We start from the raw sequence: 15,119 nt of genomic DNA, 5'->3' as shown, positions 1-15,119 counted from the left end.
GCATTCCCACGCAGAGCGTGGGAACGATCAACGCAGAGCGTGGGAACGATCAAGCCTTGAAGACTACATCCTGCTCCAACACCACCCGCTGCTCCCCCGCATCCAGGCGCACCAAGGCGCCCATCGGCAATGTCAGGTTCGGGTCGCAATGCCCACTGCGCCAGCCCGCCAGCACCGGAATGCACAGCGGCTCAAAGGTCTGCTTGAGCAGACGCGCCAGCGCCAGGTTATCCACACCCGCCACATCCCCTACAAGCACACCGGCAACTTGAGCCAGCTTGCCAGCCAACCGCAGGTGAGTCAGCAATCGGTCGATGCGATAAAGCGGTTCGTTGACGTCTTCGATAAACAGAATGATGCCATCGGCGTCTATTTCGTACGGCGTGCCCATGACTGCGGCAATCATCGACAAGTTACCGCCCAGCAAGCGCCCACAGGCCACACCTGGCTCGATGGTGGTCAGCGGGTAGGCCATCGGGTGCGGCAGCACACTGCCAGCGCCCCGTTGGCCACGCAGCAGGCTGAACAAGGAGGACTCGGTGGGCGGCTGTTTGCCGCCGAGCAGGTCGGCATTGAGCATCGGGCCGTGGAACGTCACAAAGCCCGCGTAGCGGTTGATCGCCAGGTGTAAGGCGGTGATATCGCTGTAGCCCACGAACGGCTTGGGGTTGGCGCGTAGCAGGTCGAAGTCCACGGCATCCAGCAAACGGGGCGTGCCATAGCCGCCCCGCAGGCAAAGGATGGCATCGATGTCGGGGTTGGCGAACGCGGCATGCAAATCCCGCAGGCGCACTTCATCGCTACCGGCCAGGTAGCCGTCGCGCTCGTGCACACCCGGGAAAATATGCAGGTCGTAGCCACGGGCACGCATCCATTGCCTGGCTTTTTCAACATCCAGCTCGGCGGGGCCGGCGGGGGCGATCAGGCCGAGGGTGCCTTCGGGGGGCAGTGCAGGTACGGCGGCACTCGGTAGAGCGGTCATCCATGTTCTCCCTATCTGTAATGCAGAACCCAATGTGGGAGCGGGCTTGCTCGCGAAGGCGCCGTATCAGTCAATGGATCGGGTGACTGACACTACGCCTTCGCGAGCAAGCCCGCTCCCACACAAGCCCGCATTTCACATTGATTCTGGGGGCGGCTTACGAAACCAGGCTCGCCTTGACCAGCTTGGCCTGCTCATCGGCGTGGTACGAAGACCGCACCAACGGGCCCGAGGCCACGTTCTTGAAGCCCATCTTGTAGCCTTCCTCGGCGAACCAGGCGAAGGTGTCCGGGTGCACAAAACGCTGCACCGGCAAGTGGCTGCGGGACGGTTGCAGGTACTGGCCCAGGGTCAGCATGTCGATGTCGTGTTCGCGCATGCGCTTCATGACTTCGATGACTTCTTCGTCGGTTTCACCCAGGCCCAGCATCAAGCCGGACTTGGTTGGAATGTGCGGCATCATCTGCTTGAACTTCTGCAGCAGGGTCAGCGACCACTGGTAGTCCGAACCCGGGCGCGCAGCCTTGTACAGGCGCGGCACGGTTTCCAGGTTGTGGTTGAACACATCCGGCGGTTCGGCAGCGGTGATTTCCAGGGCGACGTCCATACGGCCACGGTAGTCCGGCACCAGGGTTTCGAGCATCACGTTCGGCGACAGCTTGCGGATCTCGCGGATGCAGTCTGCAAAGTGCTGGGCACCGCCGTCACGCAGGTCGTCGCGGTCCACCGAGGTGATCACCACGTACTTGAGTTTGAGGTCGGCGATGGCGATAGCCAGGCTTTCTGGCTCGTTGACGTCCAACGGCTTCGGACGGCCGTGGCCGACGTCGCAGAACGGGCAACGACGGGTGCAGATGTCACCCATGATCATGAACGTGGCGGTGCCGCCGGAGAAGCACTCGCCCAGGTTCGGGCAGGACGCTTCTTCGCAGACGCTGTGCAGCTTGTGTTTGCGCAGCAGCGACTTGATACGGTCGACTTCCGGCGAAACCGGGATGCGCACGCGAATCCAGTCGGGTTTCTTCGGCAGTTCGGTGGTCGGGATGATCTTGACCGGGATGCGTGCAACCTTCTCGGCGCCGCGCAGCTTGACGCCGGCTTCCACCTTGGCACGCGGGGCCGGGGCTGGACGCTCAGTGATGTCCAGCGTCGGGATCATGGTTTGCACAACATCAGTAGTCATATCAATCGATTCCGCCCGTCAGGGTCGTCTGCTCTGCATAGTCGAGGTGTTTGACGAGCTGCGCGCGCAGCCGGGCACTTACCTCGGCAAATTCAATGGATGTTGCATGGTCACTCAACTGGGTCATCGCAAGCCCGGCATAACCGCACGGGTTGATGCGCCGGAACGGCGCCAGGTCCATGTCCACATTCAAGGCCAGGCCATGAAAGGAACAACCGTGGCGAATGCGCAGCCCCAGGGAGGCGATTTTCGCGCCATCCACGTACACACCTGGCGCATCGGGCTTGGCCACGGCGGTCACGCCGTAACTGGCCAACAGCTCGATCAGGCACGTCTCCATGCGGCTGACCAGGTCGCGCACGCCAAACCCCAGCTTGCGCACGTCCAGCAGCAGGTAAGCCACCAGTTGACCGGGCCCATGGTAAGTCACTTGACCCCCTCGGTCGACCTGCACCACCGGAATATCACCCGGCAGCAGCAAGTGCTCGGCCTTGCCGGCCTGGCCCTGGGTGAAGACCGGCGGGTGTTCCACCAGCCAGATTTCATCCGGGGCCGAGGTGCCGCGCTCATTGGTAAAGCGCTGCATGGCATGCCAGACCGGCTCATAGGCCATCCGGCCGAGCTCGCGAAAGCCCAGGACGTGCGACATCACAGCACCATGTGCACGAAGCCGGTGGCCCGCAGTTCGCTGTTGATGTCGTAGAGCTGGTCTTGACCGGTCGCAACGATGTGCAACTGGATCGTGGTGTATTTGCCGGTAGAGCTTGATCGCTCATCCACACGCTGATCGTTGATCGTCGCGTGTTTACGCACGATCCCGAGAATCAGGTCTTTACGGCCGACACCAGTATCGCTGATTACCTTGATGGGATAGTCCACCACCGGGAATTCGATCTTTGGCGCCTTTACTTCTTTATCGGTCATGGCAGAACAGCCTCGTAAGCGCTAAGCCGTGGCGACGGGCAAAGCCCCGCGTTGGATCAACGCGGGGCTTTGCAGGTGCACACAATCAGTTGAACAAGCCGTAGAAGAATAGACGGATGCTATCCCACACGCGACGGAAGATACCACCTTCCTCGACAGCGTCCAGCGCGATCAGGTCGGCGCTGTGCACCACCTTGTCGTCCAGCTTGACTTCAACCTTACCGATCACATCACCCTTGGCGATTGGCGCAACCAATTGCGGGTTCAGGGTCATGCTGGCGGCGAGCTTTTTGAGCTGGCCTTTAGGCATGGTCAGGGTCAGGTCGTCGGCCAGGCCGGCCTTGACTTGCGAAGTCGCGCCCTTCCACACCGGCGCGGTCGCCAGTTCAGCACCCTTCTGGTAGAAGGTCTGGGTTTCGAAGAAGCGGAAGCCGTAAGTCAGCAGTTTTTGCGTCTCGGCCGCACGGGCCTGCTCGCTGTTGGTGCCGAATACCACGGCGATCAGGCGCTGGCCATCACGTACGGCAGACGACACCATGCAGTAGCCGGCTTCGTCGGTGTGGCCGGTTTTCAGGCCGTCGACCGTCTTGTCGCGCCACAGCAACAGGTTGCGGTTAGGCTGCTTGATGTTGTTCCAGAAGAACTCCTTCTGGGAGTAGATCGCGTAGTGCACCGGGTCAACGCGGATGATCGCGCGCGCCAGGATCGCCATGTCGTGAGCCGACGAATAGTGCTCTGGGTTTGGCAGGCCGGTCGGGTTCATGAAGTGGCTGTTGGTCATGCCCAGCTCGCCGGCGGTCTTGTTCATCATGTCGGCGAAGGCGTCTTCGCTGCCGGCGATGTGCTCGGCCAGGGCGACGCTGGCGTCGTTACCGGACTGGATGATGATGCCGTGCAGCAGGTCGCTCACAGTGACTTGCGAACCCACCTTGATGAACATCCGCGAACCACCGGTACGCCAGGCGTTTTCGCTGACGGTCACCGGGTCGTTTTCGCCGATCTGGCCGCGACGGATTTCCAGGGTCGCGATGTAGGCGGTCATCAGCTTGGTCAGGCTGGCAGGCGGCAGGCGTACATCACCACCGTTTTCGACCAGCACGTTGCCACTGGCGGCATCCATGAGTACCCAGGACTTGGCGGCCAGTTGCGGGGAGGCCGGCACCATTTCAACCGCCCAGGCGGCTGGGGTGATGATCAGCGAGATAAGCAGGCAGGTACGTTTGGCTAAGGTGGTGATGTTCATCCGTCTCTCGAAATTGCTTATGGAAACTTGCCCTCGCGGGCAAAACTATTCAGACAGCCCGCTTCCAGACTGTCACGTGTTCGGTTGCCCGCTCACCCCTTGCCCCTGGGTTTTTATTGTTCAACGAGCCAACAACCAGGGTTCAAGCGCGCAGGCGCGCCTGAGCCATCAAACCGTTACTGCTTATTCTGCGGTGACCACGCTGGGTTGCCCCAGGTTGGCCAAGCGTACGCTGTTCTGCACTTGCGCCACCTCGCTCGGCGAGCCGATCGGGCCCATGCGTACACGGTGCAAGGTTTGCTGGTTACGCACGATGGAGCTGATGAAGACCGGCGCGCTGACCATGCCGCTGAGCTTGGACCTTAACAGTTCTGCCGCATCCGGGTTGGCGAAAGCGCCGACCTGCAGGTATTGCCCACCGGCCATGGAGGCGCCCGCTGCCGCATGCGGTACCACCACGGTATCAGGCGCATGCTGCGCCGGTGGCGGCGTCCATTGCTCGATCTTGCCAGTGGAGGCCGTCACTTGCGGTTGCGGGGTTGGCGGTTCGTTTAGCATCAACGGCGCGGGTTTGCCACGCTGGGCCCAATACTGCGCCGGGTCGATGCCTTCGACTTTGACCCGTGCAGTGCCGGTTTCGGCATAACCGAGTTTCTTGGCGGCCGCGTAGGACAAGTCGATGATGCGGTCCGAATAGAACGGCCCACGGTCATTGACCCGCAGGATCACGGTGCGGTTGTTGTCCAGGTTGGTCACGCGCACATAGCTGGGCAGCGGCAGGGTCTTGTGGGCCGCGCTCATGCCATACAGGTCATACACTTCGCCGTTGGCGGTGTTCTGGCCATGGAACTTGGTGCCGTACCAGGACGCGGTGCCCGACTGCACGTAGGTCTTGGATTCCTGCAGCGGGAAGTAATTCTTGCCCAGCACGGTATAGGGGTTGGCCTTGTACGGACCAGTGTGCAGGGTCGGCGTGGCGTCCGGAATCTTCGACACATCCACATCCCACCACGGCGCGCCGTCTTTGTGCGCACGGTTGATGTCCAGGCCCGGCTGGGCGCGGACTACTGCACCGCCCGCTTTCTTGGCCGGCGCACGGTTAGGCGTAGTGGAACAACTGGCTACCAACAAGGACAACGCGGCGAACGCCACCAGCTTGAGCGGTTTTTTGAACGGCGATACCCGCATTACTTGTTGCCCCGTGCTTGAACCAGCTCATCTGACAGCTGATGCACGGCCATGGCGTACATCACACTGCGGTTATAACGCGTGATTGCGTAGAAATTCTTCAGGCCCATCCAGTATTCAGGGCCATTTGCGCCTTCCAGGCGGAATGCCGTCACCGGCATGTCATCGCGTGGCGCATTCTGACTCGACCAGCCCAGCGCTCGCAACTCCCCAACGGTCTTGACCGGTTCGATACCTTGGGTCAGGCCCTCGTCGGCGCGCTCGCCCGTGACATCGGCGCGGATAACCACCGGCTCGCCGGCCACCCACCCGTGACGCTTGAAGTAGCTGGCCACGCTGCCGATGGCATCGTCAGGGTTGCTCCAGATATTGATGTGCCCGTCACCGTCAAAATCCACCGCATAGGCGCGAAAGCTGCTCGGCATGAACTGCGGCAAGCCCATCGCCCCGGCGTAGGAGCCCTTGAGGCTCAACGGGTCGACCTGCTCTTCGCGGGCCAGCAACAGGAATTCGCGCAGTTCCTTGCGGAAGAACTCAGCGCGGGGCGGGTAATCGAAGCCCAGGGTCGACAAGGCGTCGATCACCCGATAGCTGCCGGTGTTGCGCCCGTAAAAGGTTTCGATGCCGATGATCGAGACGATCACCTGGGCCGGCACGCCGTACTCCTGCTCGGCGCGGGCCAGGACTGCCTCGTGCTGGCGCCAGAAATCCACGCCCCGGGCGATGCGCGCATCAGTGAGGAACATCGGGCGATAGTCCTTCCACTGCTTTACGCGTTCGGCGGGCCGGGAGATAGCGTCGAGGATCGCCTGCTTTTTCTGGGCTTCGCGGAACACGCCCATCAGTTGCTCACCGGCAAAACCGTAGTCGCGGGTCAGCTCACCGACAAATTCGGCAACCTGGGGAGAGCCATCGTAGTCACCGGCCTGCGCCTCTTGCGTTGCCCCCAGCAGCCCGATCAGGCCCATCCAGGTCGCATGCCGAGTCGCCCAGCCGCGCATTACTTGCATTGACATCTTCACCTTATTCAAACCTGTGCGATCCACTTGCGATGCGTATGAATCGACATCAAAACCCCAAACGCTGACAGCAATGTCACCAGCGAAGTTCCGCCGTAGCTAATGAATGGCAACGGCACCCCAACCACCGGCAGCAGGCCACTGACCATACCGATGTTGACGAAAACGTAAACAAAAAAAGTCATGGTCAGGCTGCCGGCGAGCAATTTGCCGAACAGCGTCTGCGCCTGGGCCGTGATCACCAGGCCGCGACCAATCAACAGCAGATAGATCAGCAACAACGCGCAAATGCCCACCAGGCCGAACTCTTCGCCCATCACCGCAATGATGAAGTCGGTATGGCTCTCGGGCAAGAAGTCCAGGTGAGACTGGGTGCCCAGCAACCAGCCCTTGCCAAATACTCCGCCGGAACCGATGGCCGCCTTGGACTGGATGATGTTCCAGCCGGTGCCCAACGGGTCGCTTTCCGGGTCGAGGAACGTCAGGATCCGTTGCTTCTGGTAGTCGTGCATAAAGAAGAACCACATGGCCACGGCCACGGGCACGGCAGCGGCCAGCACGCTGAGGATCCAGCGCCAGCGCAATCCGCCCATGAACAATACGAACGCGCCACCGGCGAGGATCAGCAACGAGGTGCCCAGATCCGGCTGGCGCACGATCAGCACGAAGGGCACGCCGATCAGGATCAGGCTGATCGCCACGTGCTTGAGCTGCGGCGGCAAGGTGCGCTTGGACAGGTACCAGGCAATGGTGGCCGGCATCAGGATCTTCATGAATTCCGACGGCTGGAAGCGAATCACCCCGGGGATGTTGATCCAGCGTGTGGCGCCCATGGCGTTGTGGCCCATAACGTCCACCACCACCAGCAGCAACACGCCGGCGACATAGCCCAAGGGCACCCAGCGCGCCATGAAGCGCGGCTCCAGTTGGGCGATCACCACCATCGACAGCAGGCCCAGGCCAAACGAGGACGCCTGCTTGATCAGCAAGTCCCAGTTCTTGCCGCTGGCCGAATACAGCACGAACAGGCTGCCGGCTGCCAGCGTCAGCAGCAGGATCAGCAAGGGGCCATCAATGTGCATGCGTTGCAGCAACGTCGCACGGCGACGCATCACATCTTCACTGGAGAGGATGCGGTCAAAATTACTCTTCACGGGCCGTAACCTCGGGGCTTGAAGGGGGGCCGCCATACTCGGGCTTGAGCCGGCCATCGTCGGCCAGCAGCCAGGCATCCATCACCTGGCGTACCACGGGGGCCGCGACGCCGGAGCCGGACTCGCCGTTCTCGACCATTACGGCCACCACGATTTTCGGGTCTTCCGCCGGAGCAAAGCCGACAAACAAGGCGTGGTCGCGGTGGCGCTCCTGCACCTTGGAACGGTCATACTTTTCGCCCTGCTTGATCGCGACCACCTGGGCCGTACCACTCTTGCCGGCAATGCGGTACTGCGCGCCGATTGCCGCCTTGCGTGCGGTACCACGAGCACCGTGCATCACCTGCTGCATGCCGTGGTTGACCTTGGCCCAGTCGGACGGGTCACGCAGCACGATGTCCGGAATCGGATTGTCGTCCACCGGTTTTTCGCCTTCGATGGTCCGAGCCAGGTGCGGTCGGTTCCACACGCCTTTGTTCGCCACCAGCGCCGTGGCCTGGGCCAGTTGCAGCGGTGTGGCCTGCATATAGCCCTGGCCGATACCCAGGATCAGGGTTTCGCCGGGGAACCACGCCTGGCGGCGGGTCGCACGCTTCCACTCCCGCGACGGCATCAGGCCGGGGGACTCTTCGAACATGTCCAGGGAGACTTTCTGACCGAGGCCGAACTTACCCATGTAGGCAGACAGCCGATCAATCCCCAGCTTGTGGGCCAGGTCGTAAAAATAGGTGTCGTTGGAGCGCATGATTGCGGTATCCAGGTCGACATAGCCGTCACCGGAGCGGTTCCAGTTACGGTACTTGTGGTCGTAGTTGGGCAGCATGTAATAGCCTGGGTCGTACACCCGGCTTGAAGCCGTGACCACGCCAGCATCCAGGCCGGCAATCGCTACCGCCGGCTTGATGGTCGAGCCCGGTGGGTACAGGCCGCGCAACACACGGTTGAACAGTGGCCGGTCGATGGAATCACGCAGCTCGGCGTAGGCCTTGAAGCTGATACCGGTCACGAACGGGTTGGGGTCGAAGCTGGGCTGGCTGACCATCGCCAGCACTTCGCCGGTTTTCGGGTCCAGCGCCACTACGGCACCCCGCCGACCGCCCAGGGCCATTTCGGCAGCTTCCTGCAACTTGATGTCCAGGCTCAGGACAATGTCCTTGCCCGGCACCGGATCGGTGCGCTTGAGCACGCGCAATACGCGGCCACGCGCATTGGTCTCGACTTCTTCGTTACCCACCTGGCCATGCAGCTCAGCCTCATAGAAGCGCTCGATGCCGGTTTTGCCAATATGGTGGGTGCCGCTGTAGTTGATCGGATCGAGGGTTTTCAGCTCTTTCTCGTTGATCCGCCCCATGTAGCCAACCGAGTGGGCAAAGTGCGGCCCTTGCGGGTAATGCCGCACCAACTGCGCCACCACTTCCACACCCGGCAGGCGGAACTGGTTCACCGCAATGCGGGCGATCTGCTCTTCGGTCAGCTCGAACAGAATCGGCACCGGCTCGAACGGCCGGCGCCCCTGCCGCATGCGTTTCTCGAAGACCACCCGGTCTTCCGGCGTCAGTTGCAGCACCTCGACGATGACATCGAGCACCTGCTTCCAGTCGCCGGAACGCTCACGGGTCATGCTCAGGCTGAAGCTGGGCCGGTTATCGGCAACCACTACGCCATTGCGGTCGAAGATCAGCCCACGGGTCGGGGGAATCGGCTGCACATGCACCCGGTTGTTTTCCGACAGCGTGGAGTGATAGTCGTACTGGATCACCTGGAGGAAATACAGCCGCGCAATCAGCACGCACATCAGCACCACCACCAAAACAGCACCGAACACCACCCGCGCGCGTACCAGACGTGCGTCTTTCTCGTGGTCCTTGATGCGGATCGGCTGGGTCATCGGGGCGGCGCAGACTATTTGTGGTAAGGGTGCCCGGACAGAACTGTCCAGGCGCGATACAGCTGTTCACCGATCAGAATCCTTACCAACGGGTGCGGCAACGTCAGCGCCGACAGCGACCAGCGCTGATCGGCCCGCGCACAGACTTCCGGCGCCAGCCCTTCGGGGCCGCCGACCATGAAATTGACCGTGCGCGAATCCAGGCGCCAGCGATCCAGTTCCACCGCCAGTTGCTCGGTGCTCCAGGGCTTGCCGTGCACTTCAAGGGTGACGATGCGCTCATTGGGGCCGACCTTGGCCAGCATGGCTTCGCCTTCCTGACGGATAAAGCGCGCCACGTCGGCGTTCTTGCCCCGGGTATTGAGCGGTATTTCCACCAGCTCAAGCGACAGCTCAGCGGGCAGACGCTTGGCATATTCGTGCCAGCCTTCTTCCACCCACTTGGGCATGCGTGAACCAACAGCGATCAGACGCAGGCGCACAGCCGTTCCTTATTCCTGGTCTTTGTTGAGCTTGTCGAAGTGCGCGTGGCCTACTTCCGGGCTGTGGTGCTTGCCATCGGCAGCACGGCTCTGCTCGGCGCCTTTCCACAGACGCTCCAGGTCGTAGAACTGGCGAGCGTTGGAGGTCATCATGTGAACGATCACATCGTCCATGTCCAACAGCACCCAGTCGCTGTCGCCCTTGCCTTCTTCACCCAGTGGCTTGACGCCCTGGGCTTTGACGGCTTCGCGAACCTTGTCCAGCATCGCGCCGATCTGGCGGTTGGAGGTACCGGTGGCGATGATCATGAAGTCGGTGATGCTCTGCTTGTCGCGCACGTCCAGCACCTGGATGTCCTGGGCTTTAACGTCTTCCAGGGCAGCCACGGCGACTTTCACCAGCTCTTCGCCAGCCAGTTCCGGGCCAACGTGGGCTTCAACCGGCAGCGGCGCGCTTTTGAAGGTGCCTTTGCGCTTAACTTTGCTTACGTCTTTGTTCGTCATATAAAACTCGTTTTGCTCGTATGTTCGGGCGCTTGCTGCACGGTTCGTGCGTTCAAGCGCGCCTTTTCAGTTCGACGCACGGTAAAGCCCGTGCGCATCGATGTAGGCCAGGACCGCGTCAGGCACCAGGAAACGTACCGACTTCCCGCTGGCCAGCAGTTGACGGATCTGGGTGGCGGACACCGCAAGCGGGGTCTGCCAGACGAATGCAATATTCCCGTTCGGCCCGGTCAGGGCCAAGGGGTCACTTACCGACCGCGCGGCCAGTAGGTTGCGCAAGGCATCCGGCGGTTCGCTGTCGGCATCCGGGCGTTGCAAAACCAGGATGTGGCAATGCTGGAGGAGTTCCTCCCAGCGGTGCCAAGAGGGCAGGCCGCAAAATGCGTCCCAGCCCAAAAGCAGAAACAGTGGGTCATCTGCGGCCAATTCGGCGCGCATCAGCTCCAGGGTGTCGATAGTGTAGGACGGTTTATCGCGCTTGAGTTCGCGATCGTCCACCACCAGCGGCGATATACCTTCTACGGCAACACGCACCATTTCCAGGCGTTGCTCGGCGGCCACCTGCGGCGTGTCGCGATGGGGCGGCCGGAAATTGGGCAGCAGGCGCAGCTCATCCAGCGCAAGGGCATCCGCAACTTCCAGGGCACTGCGCAAATGGCCGATGTGCACGGGGTCGAAAGTACCGCCGAGCAGCCCGATGCGTTTAGTCATCAAGTGCGCACATGACCGTCGCCAAACACCACGTACTTCTCACTGGTCAGCCCTTCGAGGCCCACCGGGCCGCGTGCGTGGAGCTTGTCAGTGGAAATACCGATCTCCGCCCCAAGGCCATACTCGAAGCCGTCGGCAAAACGCGTCGAGGCGTTGACCATCACCGAAGCGGAATCCACTTCGTTGAGGAAACGCCGGGCATCGCTGAAATGCTCGGAAACGATGGCGTCGGTGTGCTTGGAGCCATAGGTATTGATGTGTTCGATGGCCTGGTCCAGATCGTCGACGATGCGGATCGACAGGATCGGGGCCGTGTACTCGGTGTACCAGTCCTGCTCGGTCGCCTCGATGACGTCCGCGCCCAGCAACGCCCGGGTGCGCTCGCAACCACGCAGTTCTACCGACTTGTCACGGTAGATGGCAGCCAGCGGCGGCAGCACGCGCTCGGCAATGCCGGCGTGCACCAGCAGGGTTTCCATGGTGTTGCACGGCGCGTAGCGGTGGGTCTTGGCGTTGTCGGCGATGCGAATCGCCTTGTCGAGGTCGGCGGCGATGTCGATGAACACATGGCAGACGCCGTCCAGGTGCTTGATAACGGGCACCTTGGCATCGCGGCTGACGCGCTCGATCAGGCTCTTGCCACCTCGCGGTACGATCACGTCGACGAATTCCGGCATGGTGATCAGCGCGCCCACGGCGGCACGGTCGGTGGTTTCCACCACTTGCACCACTTCGGCCGGTAACTCGGCCACGGCCAGGCCCTGCTGGATGCAGCCGGCGATGGCGCGGTTGGAATTGATCGCCTCGGAGCCGCCACGCAGGATGGTGGCGTTGCCCGACTTCAGGCACAGGCTCGCGGCGTCGATGGTCACGTTCGGGCGCGACTCATAGATGATGCCGATCACGCCCAGGGGCACGCGCATCTTGCCTACCTGAATGCCGGACGGCAGGTAACGCATGTCGCGAATTTCACCGATGGGGTCAGGCAGCTTGGCTACCTGACGCAAGCCTTCGATCATGTCGTCGATACGCGCCGGGGTCATCGCCAGGCGGTCCAGCAGGGCTGGCTCCAGGCCATTAGCGCGCCCATTGGCCAGGTCCAGCTCGTTGGCGGCAGTCAGCTCGGAGCGCGAAGCATCCAGAGCATCGGCAGCCGCCAGCAGCGCACGGTTCTTCTGCGCAGTGCTCGCACGGGCGATCAACCGCGAGGCCTGCCGGGCAGCGCGACCCAGGCGGGTCATGTAGTCAAGAACGGACTCAGTCATGGTCAGGGAGTCTTGGCAAAGAGGAAAGCGGCAGATTATAGCTGTGACGCCGCCCGACTGACAGCGGTGAGGGGCGGATGGTCGAAATGAACTGTAAAAACCCCAGGTTCAGGCGTAATTAAGGTGAGAGTTGTTATGATTCGGTCACATTTAGCCTTATCAACCCTTGACCGCCATGCCCGACTTTTCGCCCCAACTCCCCGCCAGCCCCCTGCCCGATAGCTTCTTCGACCGCGACGCGCAACTGCTTGCGCGCCAATTACTCGGAAAAGTCATTCGCCATCGCGTGGGCGATCTCTGGCTTTCGGCGCGAATTATTGAAACCGAAGCCTATTACGTGGCCGAAAAAGGCAGCCACGCCTCACTCGGCTACACAGAAAAGCGTAAGGCTTTGTTTCTGGATGGTGGCCATATCTACATGTATTACGCCCGTGGCGGTGATTCGCTGAACTTCAGCGCCCACGGCCCGGGCAATGCCGTGCTGATCAAATCGGCCTATCCCTGGGTCGATGACATTTCCGGCGCGGCGAGCCTGGCGCAGATGCTGTTGAACAACCCCAACCCCGACGGCAGCCCACGCCCCTCGCAAAAGCTGTGTGCGGGCCAGACGCTGCTGTGCAAGGCACTGGGCCTGAAAGTGCCGATGTGGGACGCCAAGCGCTTCGATCAGGAACTGCTGTATGTCGAAGACGTGGGCCAGGTGCCCACGCAGATTATCCAGACCACGCGCCTGGGCATCCCCAGTGGGCGCGATGAGCATTTGATGTACCGCTTCGTCGATGCTGGCTATGCGCCTTATTGCACGCGGAACCCGCTGCGTCGGGGGCAGGTCGAAGGCCGGGATTATTTTTTGATTTAACCCGCGACACATCCCATGTGGGAGCTGGCTTGCCTGCGATAGCGGTGGGTCAGGCAACTTCAATGCTGGCCATGCCGCCGCCATCGCAGGCAAGCCAGCTCCCACAACTGAATCTTCAGTGTTTTTGAATATGTATGCATGGAGTGGATTGTATGGGCCAATGGCTCGATAGCATCACCGGCTGGTTGACCCTCAACCCACAATGGCTGGCAGCGGCGGTGTTTATCGTCGCGTGCGTGGAGTGCCTGGCGATTGCCGGGCTGATCGTGCCAGGCACGGTGTTGCTGTTTGCAATCGCCGCGTTGGCCGGCAGCGGCGCGCTGTCGTTGAGTGAAACCCTGCTGCTGGGCTTCCTCGGCGGCTTGTTGGGCGACGGCGCCTCCTATTACCTGGGCCGCCATTTCCATCAGAACATCCGGCGCCTGCCCGGCCTGCGCCAGCATCCTGAATGGATGAACGGCGCAGAAACCTACTTCCACAAGTACGGGATTGCCAGCCTGTTGGTCGGGCGTTTCATCGGGCCATTGCGTCCCATGCTGCCCATGGTCGCGGGTATGTGCGACATGCCCTTCCCGCGCTTCGCCGCCGTGAGCATCATTGCCGCAGCAGGCTGGACCGTGGCCTATCTGCTGCCGGGCTGGGCCGCCGGCGCCGCGTTCCGCCTGCCGTTGCCGGAAGGTTTCTGGCCGGAAGCGGCGATTATCGCGGCGTGCCTCGCGGTGCTGCTGGGGCTGAGTTTGAACAGCAGTTGGCGTGGGCATCGGCGCGCCACCTTGTGGATCGGTTGCGCCAGCCTGGTGTTGTTGATCGCGCTGTTTATCGGCTACCCCCACCTCAATGACTTCGACCAAGGCCTGAGCGCCCTGGTGCAGGAACATCGCAGCCCGTGGCTGGACGAAGTGATGGTGCGTGTCACCCAACTGGGTGAGTTCAAGAAGATGTTTTTCGCCAGCGCCGTGTTCACTGGCCTGTTGCTGCTGGCACGGCAATGGCGCCATGCCGTGTTTGTCGGCGCCACCCTCGCCGGCGCGGCAGTGATCAACACCGGCACCAAGCTGTTCTTTGCCCGTGGCCGCCCGGAAATCCTCACCGACCCGCTGACCAGCTTCAGCATGCCCAGCGGCCATGCCTCCGGTGCCTTTGCCTTCTTCCTGGCGCTCGCGGTATTGGCCGGTCGCGGCCAACCCACGCGGCTGCGCCTGACCTGGATGCTGCTGGGCTGCATTCCCGCGGCGTTCATTGCCTTGTCGCGGGTGTACCTGGGGGCTCATTGGCCCACGGACATCCTGGCCGGCACCTTGCTGGCGATGACCGTGTGTGCGTTCAGCCTGACGGCCATCCAGTACCGCAGCCCATTACCAGCCATGTCGCAAAAAGCCTGGTGGCTGGTGCTGCCCGCCGTGGTGGCTGTGCTCGGTTTTATCGCCTTTACCGGCACGCCCCACGCCCTGCTCAGGTACGCCTACTGACCCTTGGCCGGGCCGATCCAGTCCACGGAGGCGCTGCGCCGTTCAACGCAACGTTCGCGGCGCTCCAGCAGCATCTCATCGGCCACTTCGGCGGCGCGCTCGGCGATGTACTCCGCGCCCCGCGAGGCTTGCTGCTGGAGTAATTGCGTGGTCACGCTGACGAAATAAGCGTCCCACGCGACTTGTTCCGAGGGTGTCAGCCGAATCATGGTTATCTCCGATCATTGTTGTGTGATCGGAAAATAGTG

At 61.9% G+C, this 15,119-nt stretch carries 16 protein-coding genes; 2 read left to right on the top strand and 14 right to left on the bottom strand.

What is annotated here, in order from left to right; genetic code table 11:
• Positions 1-49 precede the first annotated feature (49 nt).
• The 13 genes from CRN80_RS12770 to CRN80_RS12710 all read right to left on the bottom strand — a co-directional run bounded on the left by CRN80_RS12770 (position 50) and on the right by CRN80_RS12710 (position 12,543).
• Positions 50-982, bottom strand: a complete 933-nt coding sequence (locus CRN80_RS12770) for an LD-carboxypeptidase (protein WP_098950276.1) — start codon at positions 980-982, stop codon at positions 50-52.
• A 157-nt stretch (positions 983-1,139) separates the two neighbouring features.
• Positions 1,140-2,141, bottom strand: coding sequence for a lipoyl synthase (lipA, locus tag CRN80_RS12765; protein ID WP_161794304.1), 1,002 nt, complete (start codon positions 2,139-2,141; stop codon positions 1,140-1,142).
• Positions 2,142-2,166: 25 nt separating this feature from the next.
• Entirely contained in the window at positions 2,167-2,814 is a 648-nt protein-coding gene (lipB, locus tag CRN80_RS12760; RefSeq protein ID WP_056791936.1) for a lipoyl(octanoyl) transferase LipB, read from the bottom strand.
• Positions 2,814-3,089, bottom strand: a complete 276-nt coding sequence (locus CRN80_RS12755) for a DUF493 domain-containing protein (RefSeq protein ID WP_032895158.1) — start codon at positions 3,087-3,089, stop codon at positions 2,814-2,816. The genes lipB and CRN80_RS12755 overlap by 1 nt, the downstream gene beginning before the upstream one ends.
• Before the next feature lie 85 nt (positions 3,090-3,174).
• Entirely contained in the window at positions 3,175-4,332 is a 1,158-nt protein-coding gene (locus CRN80_RS12750; protein ID WP_003194468.1) for a D-alanyl-D-alanine carboxypeptidase family protein, read from the bottom strand.
• 183 nt (positions 4,333-4,515) lie between these two features.
• Positions 4,516-5,520 carry a septal ring lytic transglycosylase RlpA family protein gene (locus CRN80_RS12745; protein WP_032895156.1) on the bottom strand — a complete coding sequence of 335 codons (1,005 nt, stop codon included), beginning with the start codon at positions 5,518-5,520 and terminating at the stop codon, positions 4,516-4,518.
• Positions 5,520-6,530 carry a lytic murein transglycosylase B gene (gene mltB, locus CRN80_RS12740; protein WP_054896188.1) on the bottom strand — a complete coding sequence of 337 codons (1,011 nt, stop codon included), beginning with the start codon at positions 6,528-6,530 and terminating at the stop codon, positions 5,520-5,522. Before mltB ends, CRN80_RS12745 begins: the two co-directional genes overlap by 1 nt.
• 17 nt (positions 6,531-6,547) lie before the next feature.
• Complete coding sequence (gene rodA / locus CRN80_RS12735) at positions 6,548-7,651, bottom strand: rod shape-determining protein RodA (RefSeq protein WP_044268991.1); 1,104 nt, start codon at positions 7,649-7,651, stop codon at positions 6,548-6,550.
• A 31-nt stretch (positions 7,652-7,682) separates the two neighbouring features.
• Positions 7,683-9,581, bottom strand: a complete 1,899-nt coding sequence (mrdA, locus tag CRN80_RS12730) for a penicillin-binding protein 2 (RefSeq protein ID WP_003194477.1) — start codon at positions 9,579-9,581, stop codon at positions 7,683-7,685.
• A 14-nt stretch (positions 9,582-9,595) separates the two neighbouring features.
• A complete protein-coding gene (rlmH, locus tag CRN80_RS12725) occupies positions 9,596-10,063 on the bottom strand; it encodes a 23S rRNA (pseudouridine(1915)-N(3))-methyltransferase RlmH (protein ID WP_003176297.1) in 468 nt (155 codons plus the stop codon).
• Between the two features lie 9 nt (positions 10,064-10,072).
• Positions 10,073-10,567 (bottom strand): ribosome silencing factor, encoded by a 495-nt coding sequence (gene rsfS, locus CRN80_RS12720; RefSeq protein ID WP_003176298.1) that lies wholly within the window; start codon positions 10,565-10,567, stop codon positions 10,073-10,075.
• A 66-nt stretch (positions 10,568-10,633) separates the two neighbouring features.
• The gene (gene nadD / locus CRN80_RS12715; RefSeq protein ID WP_003194480.1) at positions 10,634-11,278 is read right to left on the bottom strand and encodes a nicotinate-nucleotide adenylyltransferase; all 645 of its coding nucleotides are present in this window, start codon (positions 11,276-11,278) and stop codon (positions 10,634-10,636) included.
• Positions 11,278-12,543 (bottom strand): glutamate-5-semialdehyde dehydrogenase, encoded by a 1,266-nt coding sequence (locus CRN80_RS12710; RefSeq protein ID WP_098950275.1) that lies wholly within the window; start codon positions 12,541-12,543, stop codon positions 11,278-11,280. Before CRN80_RS12710 ends, nadD begins: the two co-directional genes overlap by 1 nt.
• A gap of 175 nt (positions 12,544-12,718) precedes the next feature.
• Here CRN80_RS12710 and CRN80_RS12705 point away from each other — a divergent pair, with 175 nt between their 5' ends.
• Together CRN80_RS12705 and CRN80_RS12700 are read left to right on the top strand one after the other, a co-directional pair.
• Positions 12,719-13,402 carry a DNA-3-methyladenine glycosylase gene (locus CRN80_RS12705; protein ID WP_098950274.1) on the top strand — a complete coding sequence of 228 codons (684 nt, stop codon included), beginning with the start codon at positions 12,719-12,721 and terminating at the stop codon, positions 13,400-13,402.
• Between the two features lie 152 nt (positions 13,403-13,554).
• Positions 13,555-14,871: a bifunctional DedA family/phosphatase PAP2 family protein gene (locus CRN80_RS12700; protein ID WP_098950273.1), complete on the top strand. Its 1,317-nt coding sequence runs from the start codon at positions 13,555-13,557 to the stop codon at positions 14,869-14,871.
• On the opposite strand, the gene CRN80_RS12695 is transcribed toward CRN80_RS12700, so the two are convergent.
• On the bottom strand, positions 14,865-15,080 hold the full coding sequence (locus tag CRN80_RS12695; protein ID WP_032895144.1) for a hypothetical protein: 216 nt from the start codon (positions 15,078-15,080) through the stop codon (positions 14,865-14,867). The genes CRN80_RS12700 and CRN80_RS12695 overlap by 7 nt on opposite strands.
• Positions 15,081-15,119 lie beyond the last annotated feature (39 nt).

The organism is Pseudomonas sp. FDAARGOS_380 (assembly GCF_002591235.1).
Classification (GTDB): domain Bacteria; phylum Pseudomonadota; class Gammaproteobacteria; order Pseudomonadales; family Pseudomonadaceae; genus Aquipseudomonas; species Aquipseudomonas salmasensis.
Note: the sequence above shows the minus strand (reverse complement) of the source record. Positions and strands in the feature narration are given on the sequence as shown.